This is a genomic window from Oceanobacillus damuensis, assembly GCF_001618145.1.
GTDB classification, from domain to species: Bacteria; Bacillota; Bacilli; order Bacillales; family Amphibacillaceae; genus Oceanobacillus; species Oceanobacillus damuensis.
In genome coordinates this window covers 55,957-65,897 of record NZ_LQNF01000029.1, presented here as the reverse complement: position 1 = coordinate 65,897, position 9,941 = coordinate 55,957, and the positions used below count along the sequence as shown (strand labels likewise).

Sequence of the window (9,941 nt, the reverse complement as noted above, 5' to 3'; positions counted from 1 at the left end):
AGGCCGTGCCCGCGGAAAGCAACTGTCCGCAGCGGAAATCAACCAGCAGTTACTTCGTATTTTACATAAACTGCGTAGATTAGAAGCAACAAAAATTTCAAAACCAACCTATTTTGACAGCCTAAGTTTTACCAAATCTAGCAAGGTGATTATTAATGAGATTCTAAGATTAGCTCAGTAAGTCTTTCTACTTATTTTATTGATTCGAAGGTTGAGAGTGTAATTTAAGAATAATCTCCACCTCTGTTTTTCCGCAGTTTAGTCTGCGTGCAATGTCGTTCTGTGAGAGTCCTTCGCTATGCAGCTGAAGGACTCTTGATTCCAATGAGGCTTCAAGGATATCTTCTGGCCCGTCACCAGCTGCATAAGGTTCACTAAATTCCTCTTTCACATCCGTTGCAATGGTTTCTTGAGAGGCTGCGGATTCAGAAGAGTCTTTAATCGTTTCACTGTTCTTTTCAGCAGTTAGCAGTTGGTCTTGCAAACGCCTGTTTTCGTTCCTGATTTCCTGCAAATAGGCTTCAAACAACCCTTCTATTTCCTTTGCATCTTGTGTTTTAAGGGACGCCAGCTGCTGATACAGCTTATATATAGCTGCCATTCCAATCACGTGCAATAAAAAGCTTATAATCAATAAGAAAGATATCATCTAATTTCTCCTCTAACCGTTAAAATCAACTTGCTTTCCCAAGAATGGATGATCAATTTCCTTTTCATGGTCACTATGAGTGTTATTATTTTCACCTTGGGATTGAGATCCCTCTTTATCTTTATTTGTTTTATTTGTTTCTTCTGATTCATTTACTTTTTTCCGCTTGAGCTCTTCCTGCTTAATGTGCGTTTGTCCTAAGGATTCCTGGAAATGCTGGCCTTGCTTCATCATATTCTCTTGAATTTTACCTGCATCCTGTGTCCTCGGAAGAGCCACTTGCATTTCAATCGACTTCCAGCTCAGAGAGATCATCTCCTTCGATTATTTTAATCAAATAAAGGATGTATCATAATTTCATTGTTTATTAGATTCATCTTAACATAATGGTGGGTATTGATAATTTTCTTTTGATATTTGCCAAAAGCTACCGTGGTGTTTTGATGAATGAAATTTCTGACTGTCAGGTGTGCCTCTTTTTCACTTCCAATATGGGAATTTATTCTACTTAATGTATCTTCTATCTCGGTTAATTGTTCTTTCGTTTTGCTTACTGAGTTTTTTTGCCGAAGAAGGGAAATTCTTAATTTAGGATTTGATGAGATGTCCTGTGTGTCAAGTCTTGCTCCTATCAGCTCAAGTTTGCGAAGTGTATCTTTAAGTTTTTTTCGTTTCGCTTTCAATTCTTCTTCTTTATTAGAAATTGATTTATTGACACCAAATATTATCTCCGTTTTCGTGCTAAGGTGATTGCCGATATCTTTTGCTTCGACAGCTTTTCCTGCGGATAGAGTGCCTCCGATTATATTGCCCTTTTGACAGTAAATATGTCCTCTGGCAACACATTCACTGTGTAAAATGGAATTCTCTGCATAAAGGTCCTTTTCTGCATATACGTTCCCTTGGCTAATATATCCTATCGTTATGTTCTCTCCTGCTTTTATTGAACCAGTCCCTTGTCCGGCAAGTCCTTCGGATACGTAAACAGAGCCCTCCGCCGTAACAGTTCCTGCTTCAATCATACCAAATATTTTCACATCCCTATCAGCCTTCACTTCAAAACCAGCCGGAACATTTCCATGTATGACTATCGTGCCCACGAAGTTCAAATTACCAGTTTTCATTGATAAGGACTCTGGCACTTCATATACTGGCTGAATATGAATATAATTTCCTATGATACTGATTTGTCCATCAGATGCTGCATAAAATGACATATTTTCTTCCCTGTAAACCACATTTTTACCTGGAATTAACGTTACTGGCCTTCCAGGTTTAGGTGGTACCGGATTACCGCTTACATTAATGCCTTCCACCCCTTGTGTCGGATTAATAATGGTAGCCAATTTTTGCCCTTTAACTACACTCGGTATCCGCATGACATCTCGGAAGTTCCAGCCTGATGTCCTCTCCACTTTTGTGTCTAAATTGAGTTCATATTGAATTTTTCCATCTTCCCCATCGATTACCGATAGACCTGTTGCGATGACTAGTGGAAATGCCCGTTTAGAGTCAGATAGAAGCAGATTAATCGTCTCCTGCTCAATTCCATATATAATATGATGGGCATCAAGAAAGCTTCTGATTGCAGATTCATCCATTATTATCTCCTGATCCTCCTCTGTCTCCTTATCGTGCAGTTTAGCAGACATTTGATCATCGGATATTTCAATGTAAAAAAAATCATCTAGCTGATTCATATCTTTTCCCCTTCGGAATTATGTCATCCCTATAACGCTATCTTCAATATAAAACCTGCATTTTGCTCAATGACTTTCTCAATTTAAAAATAGAACGTTTATGAATTTGAGAAATTCTTGAAGTGGTTAAGCCTATGATCTGACCAATTTCGGTAAATGTTAATTCTTCATTATAGAAAAGGCTGATTACAAGCTGTTCTTTTTCATTTAAAGATTTTATACCTTCGATAAGCTCCCCTTGTATTTCATTCTGTAAAATATGCTTGTCTGGCAGTATTGCAGACTCATCCGGAATCGAATAACCTATCCCATCTTTCAAATCACCGTTACTTCCTTTTGGCTTTTCTTCTATCGAAAGTATATTGCCGTATAATGAATCTTTAACGGTCGATTCCACTTCTTCTATTGTCATTCCGGTAAGTTCGGCAATTTCATTGGAAGTTGCTTCCCTTTGGTTTTGTTGTTCAAAAAGTTCTGAAGCCTGTTCCACTTTCTTTGTCTTTTCTCGGATGGACCTTGGAAGCCAGTCTTCTTTTCGAAGCCCATCAATAATCGACCCTTTAATCCTGAATGATGCATACGTATCAAATTTCAGATCACGGCCGGGATCGAATTTCTTGAGCGCATCGTAAAGTCCCAGAAGGCCGAAGCTTTTAACATCATCCTTGCTGACGTTATTTGGAAGGTGACTTGAAATTCGCTCCGTATGAAAATTGACGAGATACATATAATTGGAGATCAGTTCATTGGCAGCCTCACTGCTCTTATTTGTAATCCAATCGTTCCAAAGCTCCTGTTCAAGAGGAGTATTTTTTGAATTCATTTGTCTGTGCTCCCCCTTCCGTTTTATTAACGTACTTCTCAAATAAAAAACTCTTCCTTATTGACTTTCTTTATTTTCAAGTTACCCGTTTGAGGGTCAAACTCTATTGTTCTTCCGACATTGCCACCGACATCCATAGAAATTACCGAGATGTTCAGTTCACTCAGCTTATGTTCGACAGCCTCGGTGTTTCTTGGACCTATCCGCATCATATCCGAGCCGGAGCTGAATTGAAACATTTGTGCTCCACCAGCTATTTTCGCCTTTAAAGCAAATTTTCTGGCACCATTTTCGAGTAGCGAGTTTACGAGACAAGGGATAGCTGTATCGGCATACTTAAATGGATTTATTTTAACTTGTTTAGCTGCGCTGGAATCAGGGAGCAGGATATGTGATAATCCGGCTATCTTTTTCGTAGCATCATAAATCACCACACCTACACATGAACCGAGTCCAGAAGTCCTGATTGTGCCCGGGGCTATCACTAAATTCAAATCAGCAATCCCCACTTTAACAACGGTGGATGTCTTATTCATGATCGTTAATTCCTAACGCTTCAAATATTTTAGGGAACGATTCAGGATCCGGCAGTAGAAAGAAATTCCCCTTGATTCCTTCTTTTACTTGATCATCTAGTTTGATCTCCGTATCAATTATAATTGCGTAATCAATTACCTTTGATATTTCCAGCAGTCCTGCCGTAAGGAGGGCACCAGCCATATCAATTCCTAAATATGGAACAGAAGGCTGCATATTAATTTTTGTGAAATCCGATAAAGCGGTTAAATAAGAACCTGTAACGATATTGCCGATTTCATGCAGTGCAGAGAGGGACATTTCCTTATCCTGTTTTCCCTCAAATAAAGAGAAGTCTTGGTCATTGGTAAGTTGCCTGACCAGATATTCTGCTTCTTCCACTTTTAAAATTAAATAAACAGTACCTGGAGCTTCTCCGTGGATACGAAACAGAAGTCCGACGATTATTTCTTCTGGACCACCTATCAATTCCATCAATTCATCATAGCCAACAACATTAACTGACGGAACGTTCATTTCTATTTTTTTATCAAGTAACTTTGAAAGCGAAGTTGCTGCATTCCCAGCCCCTATATTGCCGATTTCCTTTAAAACGTCTTTTTGATAAGAGGTTAAGTGAAGATATTCCATTTATTGACCTTCCATCAATTGCAATTCGTCAAGTTCCTGCAACGATAAAACTTCAGGTAAATCCAGCAGTATCAATAAACGATTTTCTATTTTAGCGACTCCTTCGATATAGTCTGCATCAACAGTTCCGATTACTTCTGGTGCCGGCTCAATCTCATCTACGGGAATGTCGATTACATCATTGGCAGAATCGACAATCAGACCAACCTCTACTTCATTGAATTTTGCTATAATAATTCGGTTATTGTCGTTCAGCTCCGCAATCTGCATGTTAAATCTCAATCGTAAATCAATTACAGGGATGATAACACCTCGAAGATTTATAACCCCTTTGACAAAAGGTTCCGTTTGAGGAATTCTCGTGATTGGCATCAGCCTCTCAATAGACCCGATTTGATTTACTGATACTGCATATTCCTCATCTTCGAGCTGGAAAATAATCATTTTTCTTGTTTCAACATTAATGTTTTCCATTTTAAACTCCCCTTCAAGTAAATGCATTTATGTATTCCTTTACGCGGCAATCCTTATTATTTCTTTAACCTAATGAGTATATCTGCTATCTCATGAAGTGGTAATTGATGATCTACATATCCAGTTTTTACAGCAGACTTGGGCATCCCATATACAATGGAGGTTTCTTGTGATTCGGCGATAACGATTGTCTTTTCGTCAGTGTCCTTCATTTTTACGATGCCTTCCGAACCATCATTTCCCATGCCGGTCAAAACTACAGCAATCTTATTCACCTGCTTAACCGAAGCGACTGAACCGAACAAGATGTCAACGGCCGGTCGATGTCCCTTTATTGGTGCCTCCTTCGATAGGTGAATCGCTATGGATGTGCCAATTTTCTTCACGGTCATATGCTTGCCTCCAGGTGCTATATATGCAGTACCCTTTTCTAACATTTCACCATGCACGGCTTCCTTCACTTCAATTGCACTCAGATCATTCAGACGGTCAGCCAGTGACTTCGTAAAACCTTTTGGCATATGCTGGACGATTACTATTGGTGCTGGAAAATTATTAGGTAAACTGGTCAGCACCTGTTGGAGTGCTCTTGGTCCACCGGTGGAAGTTCCGATAGTCACTATTGTTTTTTCATGCTCTTTTCCAATTGGTGTTATCAGTCTTTTAACTGGTGTCTCCCTTATTGTTTTGTTTTTTTTGACGGTGACTTGAGAAGCTGTATACACTTTTGAAGTGATTTCATTCCCAATCATTTGTATATCAAGGGATATGGGACCGGATGGTTTTGTTATAAAGTCAACCGCCCCATTCGATATTGCCTGTATCGTATTTGCAGTGCCTTCCTCTGTGACACTGGAAAGCATCACAACAGGGGTAGGATTGGTTTTCATGATTTCCCGTAAAGTATCTATCCCATTCATAATTGGCATGTGCACATCCAATGTGACTACATCTGGAGAAAGTTCGTTAAGTTTCTTTAAGCCTTCTTCTCCATTCCGAGCAACAGCTATCACGTCAATTCGGGAATCGCTATTGAGAATATTGGAGATTACTTTTCTCATAAATGCCGAATCATCGATTACTAGAACCCGGATTGGTATCATCCTAATCACCTCTCGATTAGTTGTTTTAATTTCCGAACAAAAGAGAAAGGTGAAGATCTGTCAACTTCATTCGAATTTACGAGATAATTATCAGCAATTTCTTTTATTGCTTTGGCAGCTTTCGATTTTTCATTGTATAAAACATATGGCACTTGTCTGATAACAGCCTGCGTTACCACCTTGTCATCCGGTATGATTCCCATCGAATTTATCTGGACATCAAGAAACTTAGTTACTACCCCTGTGAATCCTTGAAGTGATTTCACCCCTTCACGATGACTCGCCGCACGATTCATTACTATATATACCGGCATGCTGCTCTGGTTGTTGATTACATGTTTGATCATTCCATAAGCATCTGTCAGGGAAGTTGGTTCAGGGTTTGTAATGACAATACATTCATCCGAAGAAAGAATAAAGTACAGCCCTTCCTCTGTAACACCCGCACCCATATCGAAAAGGATATAATCATACATCTGCACCAATTCCTTGTACTGTTCGTAGAAATGGGTTTTATCCTCCCCATTCAGCTTAAAGAAGTTAGTCATTCCTGATCCCGCAGCAATATAGGATAATCCAATTGGTCCGGTTTCAATAATATCATGAACGGATAATCGTTCATCAAACATATCAATAATCGTCTTTTTGGCTCTCAACCCCATAAGAATATCGATATTTCCCATACCTACATCAAGGTCAAAAAGCAACACTTTTTTCTCGTTCTTTATTAACTGAAGAGAGAAGTTCAGTGCAAAGTTGGATTTCCCAACCCCGCCTTTTCCACTGATGATGGATATCGTTTTTGCCTCTTTTGGTGTTTTCATAGAATTGATTTTACGTCTCAGTCCTGCCGCTTGATCATTTGCCATCATGGTCACCCACCAAAAGTTTGCTGATATATTCCGGCTTCGATTCCATCAAATCCTCCGGCACATCCTGACCATTGGCAATACAAGCAACTCCTACTTGTTTTCCCATTGATATATTCAGGATACTCCCATACTGGCTTGTTTCATCCAGCTTTGTAAAGATGACATCACGAATGTTAAGGTGCTGAAACTGTTCATAAATTTCCATGAGATCTTTTTGCTTAGTTGTCAGTGAAAGCACTAGATACGTATTCATCATTCTCATATCCAGTATGGATTCGAGTTCTTCAATATATTTTTTATCCCTGAAATTTCGACCCGCTGTATCGACGAGTATCACATCATAAGCGGAAAATTTTTCGATCGCTGCATAATAGTCATCAATCGTATATGCAACTTCAATCGGGACATCCAATATGCGTGCATAGGTTTTCAACTGCTCCACAGCTCCAATTCGGTACGTATCTGCAGTAATGAAAGCTACTTTTTTCTGATCATCAAGCATCATTTTTGCAGCTATCTTAGCAATTGTCGTCGTTTTCCCAACACCGGTTGGTCCTACAAATTGGATTACTTTTTTATCATATCCAATGCCCTGTGAACGATGATGAGTAAGATTTCTTTCAATTAATGACCTAACATGATTCTTAACAAGGTCGATCGTAATCTCTTCCTCCGTGTCACCCAGTTCATCGATAACAGTTCGGATAAGTTCTTCCGCAAGCTTTTCCTCCACTTCCTGTTTCCGTAAATCCTCGTATGCCAGCTGATATACCGGAGGAAAAGTTTGGATTTCTTGTCTCGATTGAATTTCAAACAATTTTTTTAAGTCTCTGATTTCTTGAAGCATGTCGTTATTATCATTATTGGCCCTGGCCTGATCCTTCTCCTGTACAACTGGAGCCGGATCGGGACTGTCATTTTTCCTTAATGGCAATGGCTGTGGATCAAGTGCTGCTACAACTTCAATATTCTTTTTTTTGAAGAAGCCAAGAAAACCACCGTTCACAACTTCCTTTGAATGAAGGATAACCGCTTCCGGTCCAAGTTCCTTGCGAATTTGGTTCATAGCTTCCGGCATTGATTTTGCTACATACTTTTTTACTTTCAAGCTACATTCACCACCCCGACACTTTGTACCTGAACATCTGGTTCAAGTTCATTATAGGATAACACCACTATTTGCGGCAGGAAACGGTCAAGCAATTGCTTCAAATACATTCTCACTGCAGGAGAACACAAGATGATAGCTGATTCTTCCTGAAGAGCAAGTTTTTCTGCTTCAGCATGAATCGTTTTAATAATTTCCTGCTGTGCGTCAGGATCAAGCGAAAGGTAATTACCATGTTCTGTCTGCTGGATATTTTCAGCTATCAGCTTTTCAACTTTTCCTGAAACTGTAATCACTTTAAGTGACATATCATCATTTGCATACTGTTTCGTTATTTGAGATGAGAGGGCTTGTCTCACATATTCCCCAAGAAGCTCTGTATCATTCGTCATTTTGGAAAAATCTGCTAATGTTTCAAAAATAACTGGCAGGTTCCGTATGGAAATATTCTCTCTAAGCAGCTTGGCAAGTACTTTTTGTATTTCTCCAATTGCCAAAGGCTCCGGTGTTACTTCTTCTACCAAAATTGGATAGCTTTCTTTGAGATGATCGATCAACTGTTTTGTCTCTTGTCTGCCTAACAATGTATGGGCGTTCTTCTTGATTACTTCCGTTATATGGGTAGAAACGACAGAAGGAGGATCCACTACCGTGTAACCGGACATTTCTGCTTCATCCTTCATTTCTTCGCTAATCCATTTGGCAGGCAACCCGAAGGCCGGTTCCTTTGTATCGATGCCTTCGATTTCGTCATCACTGAAATCCGGAGCCATTGCCAAATAATGATCGAGCATAAGTTCACCTGCTGCAACTTCATTCCCTTTAATTTTTAAACGATATTCATTTGGATTAAGTTGGATATTATCCCGTATTCGAACGATAGGAATAACAATACCGAGCTCAATAGCCAATTGTCTGCGTATCATGATGATCCGATCCAATAGATCTCCACCCTGGCTCGTATCAGCAAGTGGTATAAGCGCATAGCCAAACTCAAATTCAATAGGATCCATATTCAACAGACTGACAACATTCTCAGAAGACTTCATGGCAGAGCTTTCTGTCTGATCCTCTTCTTCAATATCCGGTATGTCGGGTTCTTCCGACTTCTTTTGCATAAAATATGCACTTACACCCAAAACCCCGGCGAGTAGTGTTGTCAGAAAAAAGTTAATTGGTGTCAGACCAAGAAGAAAGATGGTACCGGCTGCAATATAGAGCATTTTCGGAAACTGTAATAACTGGTCTGTAACCTCAGCGCTTAAATTCCCCGCCCCGGCAGACCGAGTTACAACAATCCCTGTAGCAGTAGATATGAGAAGTGCTGGAATTTGACTTACTAGCCCATCACCAACAGTAAGTCTCATGAATGTATTAATCGCCTCTTCAAAGGACAGACCCATCTGAACCATACCGATAATCAGGCCAAATACGATGTTGATTAGCACGATTATGATTCCTGCAATTGCATCCCCTTTGACAAATTTACTCGCACCATCCATAGAACCATGGAAATCTGCTTCTCTTTCAATCTTCTCTCTTCTTTCTTTAGCCTGCTTTTCTGAAATTAACCCTGCATTTAAATCTGCGTCGACACTCATTTGTTTCCCTGGCATTGCATCGAGTGAGAAACGTGCAGCCACTTCAGATACCCGTTCAGAACCCTTTGTGATAACAAGGAAGTTAATGATTACGAGGATAATAAAAACTACGAAACCTACGAGCGGATTTCCACCAATTACAAAAGTTCCAAATGTATCAACAACCCCACCTGCGTCCGCTTCAGACAATATTGACCTTGTAGTTGAAACATTCAGCGCGAGACGAAATAAAGTCAATAGTAATATTAATGTCGGAAAAACCGAGAACTGCAGTGGTTCAGTTGTATTCATGGAAACCAAGATAGCAATCAGCGCTAATAGGATATTAATTAAAATGAAAAAACTTAATAGCCATCCCGGTAATGGGATAACCAACATGATGATTACTAGAATTACTGCTAAAAGTACTGATAAATCCCGCGCTTTCATTAATGTCTCTCCTCA

Annotated in this window: 12 protein-coding genes; 1 reads left to right on the top strand and 11 read right to left on the bottom strand. The window is 39.6% G+C overall.

The window, feature by feature from the left end:
* A partial coding sequence (locus tag A4245_RS20670; RefSeq protein WP_234402428.1) for a hypothetical protein occupies positions 1-181 on the top strand: 181 nt, incomplete at its 5' end.
* A 15-nt stretch (positions 182-196) separates the two neighbouring features.
* Here the strand turns inward: A4245_RS20670 and A4245_RS15230 are convergent.
* Genes A4245_RS15230 through flhA form a run of 11 tightly spaced genes read right to left on the bottom strand, consistent with a single transcriptional unit; the run spans position 197 to position 9,926 of the window.
* The gene (locus tag A4245_RS15230) at positions 197-649 is read right to left on the bottom strand and encodes a DUF6115 domain-containing protein (RefSeq protein ID WP_067729429.1); all 453 of its coding nucleotides are present in this window, start codon (positions 647-649) and stop codon (positions 197-199) included.
* 12 nt (positions 650-661) lie between these two features.
* Positions 662-934: a hypothetical protein gene (locus A4245_RS15225; RefSeq protein ID WP_234402427.1), complete on the bottom strand. Its 273-nt coding sequence runs from the start codon at positions 932-934 to the stop codon at positions 662-664.
* A 44-nt stretch (positions 935-978) separates the two neighbouring features.
* Positions 979-2,349 (bottom strand): DUF342 domain-containing protein, encoded by a 1,371-nt coding sequence (locus A4245_RS15220; RefSeq protein ID WP_067729427.1) that lies wholly within the window; start codon positions 2,347-2,349, stop codon positions 979-981.
* 43 nt (positions 2,350-2,392) lie between these two features.
* Positions 2,393-3,172: a FliA/WhiG family RNA polymerase sigma factor gene (locus A4245_RS15215; RefSeq protein ID WP_067729425.1), complete on the bottom strand. Its 780-nt coding sequence runs from the start codon at positions 3,170-3,172 to the stop codon at positions 2,393-2,395.
* A 38-nt stretch (positions 3,173-3,210) separates the two neighbouring features.
* A complete protein-coding gene (locus tag A4245_RS15210; RefSeq protein WP_067729423.1) occupies positions 3,211-3,708 on the bottom strand; it encodes a chemotaxis protein CheD in 498 nt (165 codons plus the stop codon).
* Positions 3,701-4,339 (bottom strand): chemotaxis protein CheC, encoded by a 639-nt coding sequence (locus tag A4245_RS15205; RefSeq protein WP_067729421.1) that lies wholly within the window; start codon positions 4,337-4,339, stop codon positions 3,701-3,703. The genes A4245_RS15210 and A4245_RS15205 overlap by 8 nt, the downstream gene beginning before the upstream one ends.
* Positions 4,340-4,813 carry a chemotaxis protein CheW gene (locus A4245_RS15200; protein WP_067729437.1) on the bottom strand — a complete coding sequence of 158 codons (474 nt, stop codon included), beginning with the start codon at positions 4,811-4,813 and terminating at the stop codon, positions 4,340-4,342.
* Between the two features lie 56 nt (positions 4,814-4,869).
* Positions 4,870-5,916 (bottom strand): protein-glutamate methylesterase/protein-glutamine glutaminase, encoded by a 1,047-nt coding sequence (locus A4245_RS15195; RefSeq protein WP_067729419.1) that lies wholly within the window; start codon positions 5,914-5,916, stop codon positions 4,870-4,872.
* Positions 5,917-5,921: 5 nt separating this feature from the next.
* Positions 5,922-6,785, bottom strand: coding sequence for a MinD/ParA family protein (locus tag A4245_RS15190; protein ID WP_067729436.1), 864 nt, complete (start codon positions 6,783-6,785; stop codon positions 5,922-5,924).
* Positions 6,775-7,896, bottom strand: coding sequence for a flagellar biosynthesis GTPase FlhF (flhF, locus tag A4245_RS15185; protein ID WP_067729416.1), 1,122 nt, complete (start codon positions 7,894-7,896; stop codon positions 6,775-6,777). Before flhF ends, A4245_RS15190 begins: the two co-directional genes overlap by 11 nt.
* Entirely contained in the window at positions 7,893-9,926 is a 2,034-nt protein-coding gene (gene flhA, locus A4245_RS15180) for a flagellar biosynthesis protein FlhA (protein WP_067729414.1), read from the bottom strand. The genes flhF and flhA overlap by 4 nt, the downstream gene beginning before the upstream one ends.
* Between the last annotated feature and the right edge of the window lie 15 nt (positions 9,927-9,941).